The organism is Kocuria sp. CPCC 205235 (assembly GCF_040980905.1).
Classification (GTDB): domain Bacteria; phylum Actinomycetota; class Actinomycetes; order Actinomycetales; family Micrococcaceae; genus Kocuria; species Kocuria carniphila.
In genome coordinates this window covers 12823-29817 of sequence record NZ_JAVKPR010000014.1, presented here as the reverse complement: position 1 = coordinate 29817, position 16995 = coordinate 12823, and the positions used below count along the sequence as shown (strand labels likewise).

Below are 16995 nucleotides of genomic sequence, written 5' to 3'. Positions count from 1 at the left end.
TATGTCGCCAAAACTCTCCCCGAACCAACCACCGGGCCCTTCTGGAGGTGCCGTGTCGCGAGTCAGCTGCTTCTCTTGCAACTTATTTCAGTGCTCCTCTTATTAAGGAACCGAAATCGCCCCGCTTCGGCGGCTTCGTGCAGAGCCGGAATCTGGCGGTAGAGTCGAATTGTGACTACCTCAACTGGCTCCCAAACAAGCATGCACTGGCCGAATCTTCTGACCTCGCTCTCGCGTGGCGAGGATCTCACCTGGGATGAGTCCTATTGGGCGATGGACACCATCATGAACGGCGAAGTGCCCGACGCCGTGATCGCCGGGTTCCTCATGGCGCTGCGCACCAAGGGTGAGACGGTCGCGGAACTCAACGGTCTCGCCGATGCCATGGTTGAGCACGCGCGGGCGGTAAATGTTCCGGCGCCCGCGTTGGACATCGTGGGCACCGGGGGAGACCGGCTGTCGAGCGTGAATATTTCAACCATGTCCGCTCTCGTGTGCGCCGGCGCCGGGGTGCGCGTGGTCAAACACGGCAACAGGGCGTCGTCGTCGAAGTCCGGCTCGGCCGATGTCCTGGAAGCCCTGGGCGTTCAACTGGACATGCCCATCGACAAGGTGGAGAAGGCGGCGTCGGACGTGGGTATCACGTTCCTGTTCGCCCAGACCTTCCACCCGTCCATGCGGTTCGCGGCCGTGGCCCGTAAGGCACTCGGCGTGGCCACCGCGTTCAATTTCCTGGGGCCCATTACCAACCCGGCCAAGGTCAAGGCCTCGGCGATTGGCGTTGCAGACGCCGCACTGGCACCCCTGATGGCCGGCGTGTTTCAGAATCGTGGGGACCGAGCGTTGGTCTTCCGCGGGGGAGACGGCCTGGACGAGCTCACGGTCACGGCGCCGTCGGACGTGTGGGAAGTTCGTGACGGTCAGATCACGGAACATTCGCTCGAACCACTCGATTTCGACATGCCGCGCGCGACCATCGAAGATCTGCGCGGCCAGGATGCCCAGTACAACGCGGGGGTCGTTCGCGACGTTCTCGCCGGTACCCCGGGTCATATTCGCAACGCGGTGCTGCTCAACTCGGCCGCGGGCCTGATGGCCGTGGACGAGAACGCTGACGGCGAGTTCCACGACCGTTTCGCCCAAGCCATCGCTCGCGCTGCTGAATCCATTGACTCAGGTTCCGCGCAGGCCATCCTGGATCGCTGGGTCCAGTTCGCCAGGACGGCTTAGGTCCCGCACCTTCGTTAACTACGACGACGCCGCTCGGCCGGGTTTTCCCGGGCGGGCGGCGTCGGTCGTTGGTGGCTTGATTCCGGTTAGTCGATACCCAAGGAGAACGCGGCGTCCAGATCGTGCTCACTGTAGGCGCGGAAGGCGATGTTGGTGTTGGTCGAAACCACGCCCTTCACCTTGGACAGCTGGTCTGCGATCACATCGGCCAGCCGTTCGTGCTCGCGCACGCGGACCATGGCGATCAGATCCCAATCACCAGTGACCGAGTAGACCTCGGTGATGCCCTTGATGTTGGAGATGTCCTGGGCCACCTCGGGAATGCGGTCTGCGGATGTCTTGATCAGCACGATTGCGGTCAGCATGTGAGTCCTTTCTCGACGTTTGTCTTCAGCCTATCGATTGCGGAGTGAGCGGCCGACCAGGAGCACGATCAATCGGTACCCCAGGAGGAACAAGCCCAGGACACCCAGGCTCACCAGGACGAACGCGAGGGCAGTGCCCTGGCCCGTCAGCATGCGCAACAGCATGCCGATGATCTCAGCCGACAACCAGACGACCACGCCGGTTGGGAACAGCGCTGCAGGACGCCGGTGCGCCCGGGTGAGAACCCAGCCCACGAGGGCTCCGACAAGGAACGGCCAAGCCGTTTCCAACGCACCCCAAGGGCTTTGTTCGTGGGCGTTGCGGCCCAGCGCCGCGAAGATCGTCACGAGGACCAGGTCCGCGATCAGGAACAACGGCCAGCGATGGGAACCGGATCGCGGGGGAGAGGTTCCGTTGACCGGAGTGGGGGATGTAGACGTGGAGGACGGCGCAGATCGAGACATAGTCCCAGTCTAGGCCCGGGTCATACCTGAACTTTTACGTGAACGTTTCTGTAATAGTATGAACTATCGCTTGAAACAATCGACTTTAGCCACCGCAACTATGGGTGTGTTCAAGTGACACCGGCGGGATAAACTGCCGAGCGCCGTCGTAACCTCGAGGGCACTTCGCCAACCACTGGAGACACGGTGAGCACAACCGATGCGGCCCCCGAGCACGCGGCCGACACCCACGATCTGATCCGAGTGCGAGGTGCCCGCGAGAACAACCTCCGGGACGTAAGTGTGGACATCCCCAAGCGCCGACTCACCGTTTTCACGGGCGTCTCCGGCTCGGGTAAGAGCTCCTTGGTGTTCGGCACCGTGGCCGCGGAGTCGCAGCGGCTGATCAATGAAACCTACAGTGCCTTCCTGCAGGGCATGATGCCCACGGTCGGTCGACCCGAGGTCGACATGCTGGAGGGCATCACCACCGCCATCATGGTGGATCAGGAACCCATGGGCGCGAATCCGCGCTCCACGGTGGGCACCGCCACAGACGTCAACGCGATGCTGCGTATCGTGTTCTCTCGCTTGGCGGAACCGCATATCGGCGGGCCCAAGGCCTTTGCCTTCAACATTCCCTCGGTCAGCGGCGCCGGAGCGGTCACGGTGGAACGCGGCAACCAGAAGAAGGAAAAGAAGACCTTCTCCATCACCGGCGGCATGTGCCCTCGCTGTGAAGGCATGGGTAAGGTTTCCGATCTCGACTTACGCGAACTCTATGACGAGAACCTGTCCATCAAGGATGGCGCCATCACCGTTCCCGGCTACAACAAGGGCGGGTGGAACGTGCGCCTGTACGGCGGGCTCGAGTTCTTCCCCGGCGACAAGCCCATCAAGGACTTCACGGACAAGCAGCTCCACGACTTCCTCCACATGGAGCCCGTGAAGGTCAAGGTCGAGGGCATCAACATGACCTTCGAAGGCCTGATCCCTCGGATCCAGAAGTCCATGTTGAACAAGGACCGCGAGGCCATGCAGACCCACGTGCGGGAGTTCGTGGACCGCGCCGTCACGTTCAAGGCGTGCCCGGAATGTGAGGGCACGCGGTTGGCGGCGGGCGCGCGCAACGCGAAGATCGAAGGCGTGAGCATCGCCGATGCGTGCGCCATGCAGATCACGGATCTCGCCCAGTGGGTCCGCGGCCTGGATTACCCGTCCATGAAGCCCCTGCTCGATGGACTGACCGCCACGCTGGATTCGTTCGTGCGAATCGGACTGGGCTACCTGTCACTGGATCGCCCCACCAGCACGCTGTCCGGCGGTGAGTCTCAGCGCGCCAAAATGATCCGGCACCTGGGCTCGCCGCTGACCGATGTCACCTACGTGTTCGATGAACCGACCATCGGCCTGCATCCCCATGACATCCGCCAGATGAACGAGCTGCTGTTGGAGCTGCGGGACAAGGGCAACACCGTGCTCGTCGTGGAGCACAAGCCCGAAACCATTGCGATCGCCGACCACGTGGTGGATCTCGGACCCGGCGCCGGCACGGACGGCGGCACCATTTGCTTCGAGGGCACCGTGGACGAGCTGCGGGGGAGTGACACCAATACCGGCCGCCACTTGGACGATCAGATCGCGCTCAAGGAATCGTTCCGCAAACCCACGGGCCAGCTCGAGATCCGCGGGGCCACCTCGCACAATCTGGACAACGTGGACGTGGACATTCCGCTGGGCGTGCTCACCGTGATCACGGGCGTGGCCGGTTCGGGCAAGAGTTCACTGGTGCACGGATCGCTCCCGGACAACCAGGACATCGTGTCCATCGATCAGAGTGCGATCCGCGGGTCCCGTCGCAGTAATCCCGCGACCTACACGGGCCTGTTGGATTCCATTCGCAAGACGTTCGCCAAGGTCAACGGTGAGAAGCCCGCGCTGTTCAGTCCCAATTCCGAAGGCGCATGCCCCACGTGTAAGGGCGCCGGTGTGATTTACACGGATCTGGGCATGATGGAGGGCGTCACCTCCACGTGTGATGACTGCGAGGGCAAGCGGTTCCAGCCGGCAGTTCTCGAGTTCGAGGTGGACGGCAAGAACATCAGCGAGGTGTTCTCGATGTCCGTCTCGGATGCCCTCGAGTACTTTGCCGACGGCGACGCTCGTACGCCAGCCGCAGTCAAGATCCTCGAGCGTCTCTCGGACGTCGGCTTGGGCTACGTGAAGGTGGGTCAGCCGCTCACCACGCTGTCCGGCGGTGAACGCCAGCGCCTCAAGTTGGCCACGCGCATGGGGGAGAAGGGTGGCGTCTACATCCTGGACGAGCCCACCACGGGCCTCCACCTCGCCGACGTCGAGCGTCTCCTGGGCATGCTGGACCGCCTGGTCGACTCGGGCAAGTCGGTGATCGTGGTCGAGCATCACCAGGCCGTCATGGCGCACGCGGATTGGATCATCGATTTGGGTCCCGGTGCAGGTCACGACGGCGGGCGGATCGTTTTCGAGGGCACACCCGCAGATCTCGTGGCCGAGAAATCGACCCTCACGGGCCAGCACCTCGCGGAGTACGTGGGCGCCTGACCAAGTCTCCGGGAACGACGACGTTTGCCCCAGTCAGGCGGCCTATTTACGGTCTGACTAGGGCAAACGTTATTTATGGAGAGTTGCCGGGGGACTAGCCCGCCTGGAGCGGCCGCAGTTCAACCTTCTGACCGCAGGCCGCCGATGCCCGGGTTGCCAGATCGATGGCCACTGTTTCGTCAAGCGCCTCGACAATCCAGAAACCACCGATCGACGCTGACGACACGGAAAACGGCCCGGGGGTCACGGACGGTGTCGTGCCGGTGGCATCCACGGTGTGGCTGGATTCCGGAGGCATCAAGCCACAGGCGTAAACGAATTGTCCTGCTGCTTGAAGTCCGGCGTTGAACTCGGCGACGGCCGCGAAGGCGGCCTGTAAGGCGGCGTCGTCTTGATAAGCGGTGCCGGCGTTCTGAACGCCAGGCTCGTGGAAAACGGAAATCATGTACTGGGCCACGGGTGAACCTTTCGCGGGTCTGTCGCTCGCACAGTGAAGACGACTGCGAGTGCTTCCATCAGAGATCCAACCATCGTGAGGGCCGCACGTATCTAGAGGTGTGGAACCCGGGAACCGCCCAGATCAACCTTTGACCGATAATGTACATTATGTAAAGTAGGTCGTTCGAACGCGAGGATGCCTCTGGGCTGGCGCTCCCCTCGATCGCCGGACCGGGCTCCCATCACGTGAGTGCTGTCAGTCCGATCAGCGATGCCTCAGCTGCCCGTTGTTGGTTCGGAACTTGGCGACGAAAAGAGCAGCCTCGCGATATCGCGTGCTGCGGCCTCGGGGTCTTCACCCAGCCACGGCGGCAAGGCGTTGTTCAGCCACAGCGTGGCGAATCCGTGCACGAGTGACCATGCAGCAACCCCTCCGACGTGGACATCGCGATCACCTCTTTGCTCGGAGGGCATGTTTTCGACGCCGCCATACAGCGCGTTGGTTGCACGCTGCCGGGCCGCCACTACCCCGGTGTCGCCTGCCCGATAGAGATCAGGGCGGAACATCACCTCGAAGTGAGCTCGATGGTCGACCGCAAAGCGCACATAAGCCACGCCCACTTCGAGGAAATCGCCGCTGCGCTGCTGTTCCGCGTCGAGCGCCTCGGCAAGAAGTTCGAATCCCTGCGTGGCCAGGGCAGTCAACAGCCCGGCCTTGTCGCCGAAATGATGTGCCGGCGCCGCATGGGATACGCCAGCGCGCCTTGCCAGATCGCGCATGCTAAGTCGCTCGGGACCAGATTCGGTAATCACGGCCACCGCGGCACTCAGTATCGCCCGTGCGAGATCGCCGTGATGGTACGGCTTTGTCGTCTTCACTCTTTGAGACTATCCACCTATCTAGTCATTGACAAGACTGGATCGCGAGCGCATCCTGACAGTGTCTAGATTGACACTTCGGAAGGAAGACGTTATGGAACCCCTGATTGTTCTTGTAGTGGTCACACTCGCAGTGCGAGCGGCCGGCATGGCACGGTTCAGTCGTTTGAGACCGTGGCGAATCGCCTTGCGCGGCGGTCTGGCGGCGATGTTCTTCATGACCGGCGTAGTCCACTTCGTTGGAATGCGTGCGGAAATGATCGAAATGGTCCCGCCTGCCCTCCCAGCGCCCGAGCTACTCGTGACGGTGACCGGCGTACTGGAACTGCTCGGCACCCTCGGCCTGCTATGGTCCCGAACTGCACCGTGGGCCGCCGGAGGGCTAGCGCTCATGCTGGTCGCCATGTTCCCGGCGAACGTTTACGCCGCAGTTTCCGGCCTCACGAGCGGCCCCATGGAAGCGCTGCTCCCCCGGACCCTGATTCAGATCGTTTTCCTGGCGGCCACCTTGGCTGTAGCGGTCCCACATTTTCGTGATCGACGGCGAATCGGCCGGGATGCCGGGCGACGGTCATCTGAAGAGGTCATCGTGAACTCTTAGCGAGGATGCTCAATCTGTGCCTCGATGCACGAGTCTGTCTCCGGACCCTACCCAAGTTTCCTCAGCACGCTTAGAGTGAGTTCACGGCCGATCAAGTGACCCAAGGCACCGTGCGCTTCCAGCGTCCCGGCCACGCGGTGTCGAGAATGGAACGCCCAGGAGGCACCCCGTGATCAAAGCATTGCAGCAGCTCACCGACCGGATCGAACAGACGAACTCGCTGGACTCCGTCATCGCCTTCGCCAAGGAAAATGCCGGCCCCATCATGAAACAACCGATGGTGAGCAAGGTACTGAGCGGGGATTTCCTGGGCCATCCGCTGCATCCCATGCTGACCGATATCCCCATCGGCGCGTGGAGCATGTCGGCACTCTTAGATGTCTTGGGTGGCGAGGAGCTAGAGGATGCATCAGCCATCCTGGTGGGCGTTGGCGTGCTCAGTGCAATCCCCACGGCGGCCACCGGTCTGCACGATTGGCAGACCACTAAGGGTGCGACCAGTCGCGTGGGATTCGTCCACGCGGCGACCATGGACGTGACCGTCTTGCTGTACTCCGGGTCGCTTCTTGCACGGGTGACCGGACACCACACTCCCGGCAAGCTGCTGGGCTTGGCCGGACTGGGTGTCATGACAGTGGGTGGCTTCCTGGGTGGACACCTCACATACTCCATGGGGGTCAACGTGGAGCAGGAGGGACCCACGCTGCGGGCAGTGAAGTAACCGTCCAAAGAGGCGAACAACCGCCTCCGGAGACCCAAGAAACTCACTCCATGACCGGTCATATTTCGGGCAATTTGGCGCGCGCCACACTCCCGCGTTACTTTTGAGCGACCATCCCGAGCGGCCGAGAGACCTGGATCTGTGACGCCGCAGCAACCGGCTTCGTGCAAGGTGCTACCGCCAGGACCGATGGAGTGATTACACCATGTCTCTTGATGCCAGCACGTCCGTTCGCGCTGAAGAAGCCGCAACCGACACCGGATCCGCCTCGCCGAGAAAACACCAGCGGAGCTCCGAGGCCCTCTCAGTTCGCTTCGACAATGTCTGCCGGGCCTTCCCGGGCAAGAACGGCAACGAACCGCACGTGGTGCTCAAAGACATCACCCTGGACGTCGTCCCCGGTGAGGTTCTCGCCATTCTCGGCCCCAGCGGCTCCGGTAAGTCCACGCTGCTGCGCGCAGCATCAGGTCTGGACGCGCCCACCCAGGGAACCGTTCTGATCGACGGAACGCCAGTGAACGGAATCGACGACCGCTGCGCCGTCGCCTTCCAGGAGCCGCGCCTCCTCCCCTGGCAGAACATCCACAAGAACGTGGAACTGGGACTGCCGCAAGGAACCCCCAAGGCCGAGGGCCAGGAACGTGTCGAGAAGCTCCTGGAACTGGTCGAGCTCGCCGATTTCGCCCACCTGCGTCCGCGGGAAGTGTCCGGCGGCATGGCTCAGCGCACTTCGCTGGCACGGGCGTTAGCGCGACGCCCCGGTGTGCTGCTGCTCGATGAGCCCTTCGGCGCCCTGGACGCGCTGACCCGCCTCAAGATGCAGGATCTGCTGCTGCAGGTCCACGAGGCCCACCCGACCACAGTCCTGCTCGTGACCCACGATGTGGACGAGGCACTTCAGCTGGCCGACCGCATCGTCGTGCTGGGCCGCAAGCCGCGCGAGACGGCGGCGTCGATCGCGCACGTCTTCACCGTGCCCGGCGACCGCCCGCGTAATCGCAGCGACGAACAACTGGGCCGAATGCGCCTGACGCTGCTCTCCGGCCTGGGCGTCGACACCCACCGCCACTAACGCCACACCCCGCCCATTTCGGGCTACCCCACACCCAGTTTTCGGGCCCCGAGTCTCTCGACCGGCCTACTCGCACTGCACACGATCCCCTGGAGGTCCCACCATGAATCCGTCCAAAAACACGCCGTCTCGCCGTTCCGTTCTGAGAGCGGGGGCCTTGGGCCTGGGTGCCGTGACGCTCTCCGGTTTTCTGAGCGCATGCGCCGGTGAAGGCTCCGGCGGCGAGAACATTCCGAGCCAGGGCGGCGGGGACGGAGAGGCCTTTACCCTCAACATCGACTTCGCCACGTACAACCCGTTGAGCCTGGTCATCAGGGAAAAGGGTTGGCTCGAGGAGACCTTGAAGGACCAGAACGTCACGGTGAACTGGGTTCAGTCGGCCGGCTCCAACAAGGCCAACGAGAACCTGCGCGCGGAAGCCATTCATGTGGGATCCACCGCCGGTTCCGCAGCACTGTTGGCGCGTTCCAATAACTCACCCATCAAGGTGGTCTCGCTCTACAGCCGTCCGGAGTGGGCCGCGCTGGTGGTCCCCGCCGATTCCGAGATCACCGAGGTCGCAGATCTCAAGGGCAAGTCAGTGGCCGCGACCAAGGGCACCGACCCGTATTTCTTCCTGCTCCAGGCCCTGCAGGACGCAGGCGTGGACCCCGGCGAGGTCACCGTTCAGAACCTGCAGCACGCGGACGGCCGCTCCGCCATGGAGAACGGTTCCGTGGATGCATGGAGCGGACTGGACCCGATCATGGCCGGCGCCGAAGAGAAGGGCGCCGAGCTCTTCTTCCGCAATCTGGAATTCAACACCTACGGATTCCTGAACGCCACGGAGTCCTTCCTGGAAGACAAGCCGGAGATCGCGCAGACCGTGGTCGATGCCTACGAGTACGCCCGCGAATGGGCCGCAGAGAACGTTGACGAAACCGTCAAGATTCTCGCCGAGGTCGCAGGTCTGGACGAGTCGGTCGCGCGCAAGGTCATCGCGGAACGCTCCAACCTGGACGTCGATCCGGTTCCCGGCGACGCCCAGCTCGAAGTCCTGCGCCGCGTAGGCCCGTACCTGGTGGAGTCCGGTGACGTCTCCAGTCAGTCCCAGGTGGACGACGCCCTCGACACCATCATCGACGCCTCCTTCATCGAGAAGGCCGACCCCTCGACCATCAAGGCTGACGCATGAGCACCTCGGTAGAAACTCCCTCGCCCAAGAATTCGAACGCGACCGATACAGCGAACGACGACGCCGCCCTGCAGCCTCGCGTCGCCGGTCCCCTACGCCGCGGCGTAGGGGCCAAACGCGCCGTCCTCGGTGCCATCGTCCCGTTGGTTCTGCTCCTGCTCTGGTGGTTGTCCACCAGCGTCTTGGGGATCTTCTCCCCCGTTCAGCTACCGTCTCCTAGCTCGGTGGTCGAGGCCGGGATCGACCTAGCTCAGCGCGGAGAACTGTGGACTCACGTGGGCATCTCCGTGCAGCGCGTTCTGCTGGGCTTTGCAATCGGCGCCGTATTGGGTCTGACCTTCGGCTCCCTGGTGGGCCTGTCCAAGTGGGCGGATGCTCTCCTCACCCCCACCATCGGTGCCTTCCGCGCGGTCCCCAGCCTGGCGTGGGTTCCGCTGCTGATCCTGTGGATGAAGATCGGCGAGGACTCCAAGGTCACCCTGATCGCCATTGGCGCGTTCTTCCCCATCTTCACCACCGTCTACATGGCGCTCCGTCACGTGGACAAGAACCTGGTGGAAGCCGGCCGTGCGTTCGGTCTCTCCGGGCTCAAGCTGCTGACCACCATTCAGTTGCCCGCGGTCGTTCCGTCCGTGTTCTCCGGCCTCCGACTGGCGCTCGCGCAGGCCTGGCTATTCCTGGTCGCCGCCGAACTCATCGCCAGCTCCATGGGCCTGGGCTTCCTACTGACCGATTCGCAGAACAACGGTCGAACGGACCGGCTGTTTTTGGCGATCATCTTGTTGGCCGTGATCGGCAAGATCACGGACGCCATCCTCGGGGTCGTCGAGCGCAAGGCCGTGAACCGCTGGGCCTGATTCGCACTGCTTCTTAACCGCCGACGCCGGGTGGTCGCCTCACAGAGGTGACCACCCGGCGTCGTTATGGCTAGGCGTGGGGCCTGTGCTTAGCGGCCGAGCACGCTCATGGCATCGTTGGCGCGGGAAGCCTGGACCTGGACCAGGTAGGTCTCGGCGGCCATGGTCTTGAGGGACTTGAAGTCGCGCTTGCCGCCGGTGGCCAGGTGGGCGACGAAACCGAAGATCGCACCCCAGATTGCGCCGATGACCACGGACCACAGCATGATCGAGAGCAGGCCGAAGCCGGGTGCGAAGAGGCCGAAGAGGATACCGATGAACAGGCCGAACCATGCACCGGAACCGAGTCCCGCCAAGGCTGCGCGGCCCTTGGTCATGCGGCCGGTGACGAACTCCTCGGAGCGCAAGCCTTCACCCACGATCTTGATGGTGGAGACGTCGAATTCCTTATCGGAGAGCTGATCGACGACGGCCTGTGCCTCCGCATAGTCCGGGAACCGGGCGATGGTCTCGTACTTCACGTCGGTGCTGATCTGAGGGGCCTGGATGGGCTCGGACATGCTTCCTCCTGCATTTGTTGGATGCTTCAAACTGTTATAGTTTGACTCTACCAACCACTTTTTGCGGTAACAAGCAGGGTGATGACATGAGCGGTGAGACAACGGACACAGTGACGGTAATGGCCCGGACCATGTCGGCCCTGGGGCGACTCACCACGCGGTCCAGGATGCGGCGGGAGCTCGGCGGTCAGAGCGCCAAACTCTCCCCCACCGACATGTGGCTGGTTGACCGAGTCAGTGAGTTCGGTCCGGCGCGCATGTCCGAGCTGGCTACATGGCAATCCGTGGATCGCTCGACCATGACCACGCAGGTCGGCAAGCTCGAGAAACTGGGCCTGGTGCAGCGTGCACCGGACCCGCAGGACCGCCGCGCCATTGTGGTGTCGGTGACCGAGGCGGGGCGCCAGTTGCACGAAGAAAGCCGCGCAGCTGCCTGCGCGGCTTTCGACAGTATGTTGGCCGACTGGAGTGATGCGGAGCGCAGTCGGCTGACCGAGTCACTCACCCACCTGGTGGACAGTCTGGAGAAGCATCTCTCCACCAAGTCCGAGGATCACAGCACGGAGCGGTAGACCTCCAGGGTCCGCTCCGCAATGGTCTCCCAGGCGAAGTGTTCCTGGGCGCGCTTGCGTCCGGCGATGCCCATCTGGCGAGCGCGTTCGGGGTCGCTGACCACGTCGATCAGTGCGGCTGCGAAGTCGTCCACGAACTTCTGGGGATCCAGCGGGGTTCCGGTGCCGTCGGTGACCTGTTCGATGGGAACCAGTCGCCCGGTCTCACCGTCCACGACCACCTCGGGGATGCCGCCCGTGGCGGAAGCAACCACGGCGGAGCCGCAGGCCATGGCCTCGAGGTTCACGATGCCCAGGGGTTCGTACACGGAGGGGCACGCAAACGCGGTGGCGTGGGACAGGATCTGAATGACCTCGCGGCGGGGCAGCATCTTCTCGATGAGGACCACGCCGGTGCGCTTGGCCTTGAGCTCGTCGATGAGCCCGTTGACCTCGGCGGCGAGCGCGGGGGTGTCGGCGGCGCCGGCGCACAGTACGAGCTGCACCTCGGGCGGCAGCTGCAGGGCGGCGCGCAACAGGTAGGGCACGCCCTTCTGGCGGGTCACGCGGCCGACGAACACCACGGAGGGGCGCTCGGGGTCGATGCCGTACTCCTCCAGGACGTCGGTGTTCGGGTCGTGATCCCACTGAGAGACGTCGATGCCGTTGTGCACGGTGCGCACACGGGCCGGGTCAACGTTGGGGTAGGAACGCAGGATGTCATCGCGCATTCCGTCGGAGACGGCGATGATCGCGGCGGCCGCTTCGTACGCGGTCTTCTCGGTGAAGGAGGACACGCGGTAGCCGCCACCGAGCTGTTCGGCCTTCCACGGGCGCAAGGGCTCCAAAGAGTGGGCGGAGAGCACGTGGGGAATGTCGTACATCAGGGAGGACAGGTGCCCGCCCATGTTGGCGTACCAGGTGTGGGAATGTACGACGTCAGCGCCGGACACATCACCCACCATCCCGAGATCCACGCCCAGCGTCTGGATCGCGGCGTTCGCCGAGGACAACTCTTCCGGCACCGGATAGGCCTTGACGGTTGCTCCGTGGAAGTCGGGTTCACGCGGGGCGCCGAAGCACCGCACGTTCAGGTCTACCAGTGGCGCGAGGACTCGGGAGAGCTCGGCCACGTGCACCCCCGCTCCCCCGTAGATCTCGGGCGGGAACTCTTTGCTCAAAATGTCTACTCGCACACTGCGAGCCTAGACCACATGCACCGGCCCGCCCCAGGGTTACGGCGAGCGCCACGGAAAGGCGACCTGGAGCGGCGCGGCACTCAAGCCGTACTCCTAAGGAAACTTACGCAATGTTTCGTGCGACACGATGGCGGAGGCAAGGAATTGGGACACAATAGCGGTGAAGGCCAGTCGTTGGGGATTGCGCGTTTCAGCCCTCCGGCTATGACTCGAACGGGAAGTGAGAGCTACATATGTCACGCAAGAAGAAGGTTTTGGCCATTGTCTTGGCCGGCGGTGAGGGCAAACGTCTGATGCCGCTCACGGAGGACCGGGCCAAGCCCGCGGTTCCCTTCGGTGGCGGTTACCGTTTGATCGACTTCGCGCTGTCCAACCTGGTCAATTCGGGGTACCTGCAGATCGTGGTGCTCACCCAGTACAAGTCCCATTCCCTGGACCGTCACCTCTCGGAGACGTGGCGCCTGTCCACGCAGTTGGGCAACTATGTGGCCTCGGTGCCCGCGCAACAACGCCGCGGCAAGGACTGGTTCCTGGGCTCGGCCAACGCGATCTACCAGTCCATGAACCTCATTGATGACGCCGATCCGGACATTGTGGTCGTGGTCGGTGCGGACCACGTGTACCGCATGGATTTCGCGGACATGGTCGACTTCCACATCAACTCCGGCGCCAAGGCCACGGTGGCCGGTGTGCGTCAGACCATGGACATGGTGACCTCGTTCGGCGTGATCGAGACGGACCCCAATGATGTCTCCAAGATCAGCCGGTTCGTGGAGAAGCCCCAGTCCACCGCCCCGCTGCCCGATGACCCCAATGCGTTCCTGGCATCGATGGGCAACTACGTGTTCGACCGCGACGCCCTGGTGGAAGCGCTGCGTTACGACGAGCAGCAAGAGGGCACCAAGCACGACATGGGCGGTGACATCATGCCGTACTTCTCCGATCGTGGAGAGGCAGCGGTCTACGACTTCACCAACAACAACGTACCCGGTTCCACCGACCGCGACCGTCAGTACTGGCGCGACGTGGGCACGTTGGACTCCTACTACGACTCCCACATGGACCTGATCCGTCCGCTGCCGGTGTTCAACCTGTACAACTACTCGTGGCCGCTGTACACCCACCAGATCATGGCTCCGCCGGCCAAGACCGTGCGCGGACCCAATGGCCAGCCGGGTGTGGCGCTGGATTCGATCGTCTCCCCGGGTGTGCTGATCACCGGTGGTCGCGTGGAGTCCTCGGTGCTCGCCTCCAAGGTGGTGGTGGAACACGACGCCCGGGTCTCCGAATCCGTGATCATGCAGAACGTCCGCGTGGGTGCCGGTGCACAGGTGCACCGGGCGATCATCGACAAGAACATGGTGATCCCCCCGGGAGCCACCATTGGTATCAACAAGGAAGAGGACCTGGCCCGCGGCTTCACGGTCACCGATTCCGGCCTGACGGTCGCGCCCAAGAACTTCAAGTTCGAACGCTGACACCACGCAACACATGAGCGAGTGCCCGGGTCGGAAACGGCCCGGGCATTTCGTTGTCCCCGGCGTGACCAGCACCCCATTAACACCCCCATTAGCTCCCCGACCAGCATCCCGACCAGCACCCTTACCACCCACCTACTGGCCCCCGCCCAGGTTGTGCTGCCTAGAATGATGCATATGGTGCAAAGTTCCCTGACCCGAGCCGAAGCAACGACCCGTGCGGAACAGATCAGGGTGGCCTCCTATGACGTCACGGTGGATCTGTCCGGCGCGCTGGACCCGGCGCAGACCACGTTCGGTTCCCAGGTGACCGTTCGCTTCACGGCGGAGGATGGCGCGGAGACGTTCATCGACTTCATCCACGATTCCATCTCCCTGGTCGAGCTCAACGGCGACGAACTGGACGTCGACGACGTCGTGGAAGGCTCCCGGATCCGGCTGCCCGAACTCGAGGGCGCCAACGAACTCACCGTGGTCGGCCGCGCCCTCTACTCCCGTTCCGGTGAGGGCCTGCACCGGTACGTGGATCCGCAGGACGGCAGCGTCTACACCTACACCCAGTACGAACCCGCCGATTGCCGCCGCGTGTTCCCGGTGTTCGAGCAGCCGGACCTCAAGGCGTCCTTCACCTTCACGGTCATCACTCCCCCGGAGTGGATCGCAGGCTCCAACGGCGAACACATCTCGTCCGAACTGGCCGGTACCAGTGACGTGCCCGGCGCGATCGCCCACGAATTCGCGCCCACCGAGCGCATCTCCACCTACATCACCACCATCCTGGCCGGGCCCTACACCAAGGTCTGCGACGAGTGGCAGGGCGTGGACGTCCAGGGCGAGACCCAGACCGTCCCCCTGGCGCTCTACTGTCGGCGAGCGCTCGCCGAGCACCTGGATTCGGACGAGCTGTTCGCCGTGACCAAGCAGGGCCTGGATTTCTTCACGGATTTGTTCGCCTTCGACTACCCGTTCGGCAAGTACGAGCAGGCCTTCGTGCCGGAGTACAACCTGGGCGCCATGGAGAATCCCGGTCTGGTCACGCTCACCGAGGATTATTTGTTCCCGTCCGGGGCCACGCGCACGCAGTTGGCCGGGCGCGCCAACACCATGCTGCACGAGATGTGTCACATGTGGTTCGGCGACTTGGTCACCATGACGTGGTGGGATGACCTGTGGCTCAAGGAGTCCTTCGCGGAGTTCATGGGCGCGTACGCGTCCGTGCGGGCCACCGAGTACGACGACGCCTGGGTCGCCTTTGCGCTGGGCCGCAAGGAATGGGCCTACCGCCAGGATCAGTTGCCCACCACGCACCCGATCGTTGCGGACATCGTGGACCTGGAGGCGGCCCGCCAGAATTTTGACGGCATCACCTACGCCAAGGGTGCTTCGGTGCTCAAGCAGTTGGTCGCGTTCGTGGGTGAGGAGGCGTTCATTGACGCGTGCCGCGCCTACTTCCGCCGTTTCGCCTACGGCAACACGAGCCTCAACGACTTCTTGAACGTGTTGGACGAGGCTTGTGACGCGGACGTCCGTTCATGGGCCGATGCGTGGCTGCTCACCACCGGTGTCCCCCATCTGGAAGCTGCCGTGGAACGCGATGAGCAGGGTGCCATTACGGCCGCCGCGCTGACCCAGACCTCTCACGCACCCCGCCCCCACGTGGTTGCCGTGGCCACTTACGCTCCCGATGATTCCGGGCAGCTGATCGTCCAGCGCAGCACCGAGGTGCGCGTGGACCCGGAGCACCCGGCCACGGACCTGCCCGAGCTCCTGGGTGATACGTCCCCCGTGATCCTGGCCAATGATCGCGACCTCACCTATTGCCTGGTATCCCCCGGGCCAGACGGCCTCGCCGCGCTCGCCGACGGCGTTCACCTCCTGGCCGATCCCCTCGCCAGGGCCTTGGCCCACTCCCAGTTGTGGGCGGCGGTCCGCGATGCCCGCTACGATCCCCGCGATTACGTTCACCTGGTAGCGAGTAAGGGCATCACCGAGGAGCACAGCAGCATCCTCACCACCGTTCTGGACCGTGCGGTGGAGGCCCTCGAGAGTTTCGTTCCGCCTCGCCTACGGCCGCCCCTGCGCGCCGAACTTCTCAACGCCCTGCACACCGGCATGACCGAAGCGCCAGCGGGTTCGGACGCCCAGCTTGTGCTGACCCGAGCCTTCGCGCGCGTGGCCACCAAGGACGGCTCCCACGCCAAGACCATTGCGAAGCTTCTCCGTGGTGAGAAGAAACTGCCCGGCCTGGGCCTGGGCTCCCAGCTCACCTGGGCCCTGTGGACCGCCCAGACCGCCACGACCCACGCAACGCGCTCGCAATTGGACCGGGCCCACGCTGCCGATCCCTCCCGCGAGGGCCGCCTGGGTTACGTGCGTGCCCTTGCGGCGATCCACGCCGAGGAAGCCAAGGCGGAAGCCTGGAAGGCCATCATTTCGGGCGCGCTGTCCAACGATGAGCTCTCCGCGACGATCTCCGGTTTCCAGCTGGCCACCCCCGCCCAGCTGGGCACGTACCAGGACGCGTACTTCGGCAGCATCACCGCATGGTGGAACGAGCATTCCATGGAGATCGCCACTCGGATGATCCGAGGACTGTACCCGCGGACGCTGGATGCGCAAGCGGCGTCGTCGGCGGAGGAGAACCCCACGCTGGTGGCCACGCAGGCCTGGTTGGACGAGAACAACCAGGCTCCAGGGGCGTTGCGACGTATCATGACGGAACTACTGGATGACGCGCGCCGGGCCGTGAAATTGCAGGCTGAAGTGCTGGCTCACCAGAGCCGATAGGTATTCACCGGGGCCCAAGTGTTGCCGGTGAAACCAAAGCATTCCGTGAGAAGCTGGGA

16 protein-coding genes are annotated in these 16995 nt (G+C 63.7%); 10 read left to right on the top strand and 6 right to left on the bottom strand.

What is annotated here, in order from left to right:
- The first annotated feature begins 171 nt into the window (after positions 1–171).
- The gene (trpD, locus tag RF638_RS10560) at positions 172–1230 is read left to right on the top strand and encodes an anthranilate phosphoribosyltransferase (RefSeq protein ID WP_259916747.1); all 1059 of its coding nucleotides are present in this window, start codon (positions 172–174) and stop codon (positions 1228–1230) included.
- An 86-nt stretch (positions 1231–1316) separates the two neighbouring features.
- Here the strand turns inward: trpD and RF638_RS10555 are convergent, their stop codons facing one another.
- Both RF638_RS10555 and RF638_RS10550 read right to left on the bottom strand, forming a co-directional pair.
- Positions 1317–1595: an Lrp/AsnC family transcriptional regulator gene (locus tag RF638_RS10555; RefSeq protein WP_095797940.1), complete on the bottom strand. Its 279-nt coding sequence runs from the start codon at positions 1593–1595 to the stop codon at positions 1317–1319.
- 30 nt (positions 1596–1625) lie between these two features.
- Entirely contained in the window at positions 1626–2060 is a 435-nt protein-coding gene (locus RF638_RS10550) for a DUF3054 domain-containing protein (RefSeq protein WP_259916742.1), read from the bottom strand.
- A gap of 702 nt (positions 2061–2762) precedes the next feature.
- Between RF638_RS10550 and RF638_RS10545 the strand changes: the two genes are divergently transcribed.
- A complete protein-coding gene (locus RF638_RS10545; RefSeq protein WP_259916774.1) occupies positions 2763–4619 on the top strand; it encodes an excinuclease ABC subunit UvrA in 1857 nt (618 codons plus the stop codon).
- Positions 4620–4713: 94 nt separating this feature from the next.
- On the opposite strand, the gene RF638_RS10540 is transcribed toward RF638_RS10545, so the two are convergent.
- Positions 4714–5076: a YciI family protein gene (locus tag RF638_RS10540; protein ID WP_095797937.1), complete on the bottom strand. Its 363-nt coding sequence runs from the start codon at positions 5074–5076 to the stop codon at positions 4714–4716.
- Between the two features lie 257 nt (positions 5077–5333).
- On the bottom strand, positions 5334–5936 hold the full coding sequence (locus RF638_RS10535) for a TetR/AcrR family transcriptional regulator (RefSeq protein WP_095797936.1): 603 nt from the start codon (positions 5934–5936) through the stop codon (positions 5334–5336).
- A 94-nt stretch (positions 5937–6030) separates the two neighbouring features.
- Between RF638_RS10535 and RF638_RS10530 the strand changes: the two genes are divergently transcribed.
- The 5 genes from RF638_RS10530 to RF638_RS10510 all read left to right on the top strand — a co-directional run bounded on the left by RF638_RS10530 (position 6031) and on the right by RF638_RS10510 (position 10361).
- The gene (locus RF638_RS10530) at positions 6031–6537 is read left to right on the top strand and encodes a DoxX family membrane protein (RefSeq protein ID WP_095797935.1); all 507 of its coding nucleotides are present in this window, start codon (positions 6031–6033) and stop codon (positions 6535–6537) included.
- 169 nt (positions 6538–6706) lie between these two features.
- Entirely contained in the window at positions 6707–7258 is a 552-nt protein-coding gene (locus tag RF638_RS10525) for a DUF2231 domain-containing protein (RefSeq protein ID WP_095797934.1), read from the top strand.
- Positions 7259–7463: 205 nt separating this feature from the next.
- The gene (locus RF638_RS10520) at positions 7464–8330 is read left to right on the top strand and encodes an ABC transporter ATP-binding protein (protein WP_368841998.1); all 867 of its coding nucleotides are present in this window, start codon (positions 7464–7466) and stop codon (positions 8328–8330) included.
- 103 nt (positions 8331–8433) lie between these two features.
- On the top strand, positions 8434–9504 hold the full coding sequence (locus RF638_RS10515; RefSeq protein WP_259916732.1) for an aliphatic sulfonate ABC transporter substrate-binding protein: 1071 nt from the start codon (positions 8434–8436) through the stop codon (positions 9502–9504).
- Positions 9501–10361, top strand: coding sequence for an ABC transporter permease (locus tag RF638_RS10510; RefSeq protein ID WP_368841997.1), 861 nt, complete (start codon positions 9501–9503; stop codon positions 10359–10361). Before RF638_RS10515 ends, RF638_RS10510 begins: the two co-directional genes overlap by 4 nt.
- An 89-nt stretch (positions 10362–10450) precedes the next feature.
- Here the strand turns inward: RF638_RS10510 and RF638_RS10505 are convergent, their stop codons facing one another.
- On the bottom strand, positions 10451–10921 hold the full coding sequence (locus tag RF638_RS10505; RefSeq protein WP_368841996.1) for a general stress protein: 471 nt from the start codon (positions 10919–10921) through the stop codon (positions 10451–10453).
- A gap of 86 nt (positions 10922–11007) precedes the next feature.
- Between RF638_RS10505 and RF638_RS10500 the strand changes: the two genes are divergently transcribed.
- A complete protein-coding gene (locus RF638_RS10500) occupies positions 11008–11493 on the top strand; it encodes a MarR family winged helix-turn-helix transcriptional regulator (RefSeq protein ID WP_368628888.1) in 486 nt (161 codons plus the stop codon).
- Here RF638_RS10500 and glgA read toward each other — a convergent pair.
- On the bottom strand, positions 11475–12668 hold the full coding sequence (glgA, locus tag RF638_RS10495) for a glycogen synthase (RefSeq protein ID WP_129699396.1): 1194 nt from the start codon (positions 12666–12668) through the stop codon (positions 11475–11477). The genes RF638_RS10500 and glgA overlap by 19 nt on opposite strands.
- A 236-nt stretch (positions 12669–12904) precedes the next feature.
- On the opposite strand from glgA, the gene glgC reads away from it, so the two are divergent.
- A complete protein-coding gene (gene glgC / locus RF638_RS10490; RefSeq protein ID WP_095797927.1) occupies positions 12905–14149 on the top strand; it encodes a glucose-1-phosphate adenylyltransferase in 1245 nt (414 codons plus the stop codon).
- A gap of 177 nt (positions 14150–14326) precedes the next feature.
- The gene (gene pepN / locus RF638_RS10485) at positions 14327–16936 is read left to right on the top strand and encodes an aminopeptidase N (RefSeq protein ID WP_368841994.1); all 2610 of its coding nucleotides are present in this window, start codon (positions 14327–14329) and stop codon (positions 16934–16936) included.
- Positions 16937–16995 lie beyond the last annotated feature (59 nt).